At 61.6% G+C, this 242-nt stretch carries 1 protein-coding gene; it reads right to left on the bottom strand.

Annotation, left to right across the window (positions count from 1 at the left end; all coding sequences use genetic code 11):
* Positions 1–242 (bottom strand): UbiA family prenyltransferase (locus M2D63_RS26025; RefSeq protein ID WP_285865915.1); only part of this gene is annotated, 242 nt, incomplete at both ends.

Below are 242 nucleotides of genomic sequence, written 5' to 3'. Positions count from 1 at the left end.
GTCCAGGCCTTGTACAGCCAGTACATGCCCATGGCGGCGGCAACGGCCATGTAGCTGTCGCCGGCGTAACCGCCCAGGGTCAGCATCAAGGTCGCGACCAGGTAGGCCAGGATGTACCAGAGGATGTGCTTCTTGGCCACCTCGATGCCTCGCTTGACCGGCAGGACCGGAATCGATGCAGCCAGGTAGTCGTTGTAGCGGAAGTTCGCAATGGCATAGGAGTGCGGCATCTGCCAGAGGCT

It is taken from the genome of Pseudomonas sp. BJa5 (assembly GCF_030272875.2).
Lineage (GTDB): Bacteria > Pseudomonadota > Gammaproteobacteria > Pseudomonadales > Pseudomonadaceae > Aquipseudomonas.
Note: the sequence above shows the minus strand (reverse complement) of the source record. Positions and strands in the feature narration are given on the sequence as shown.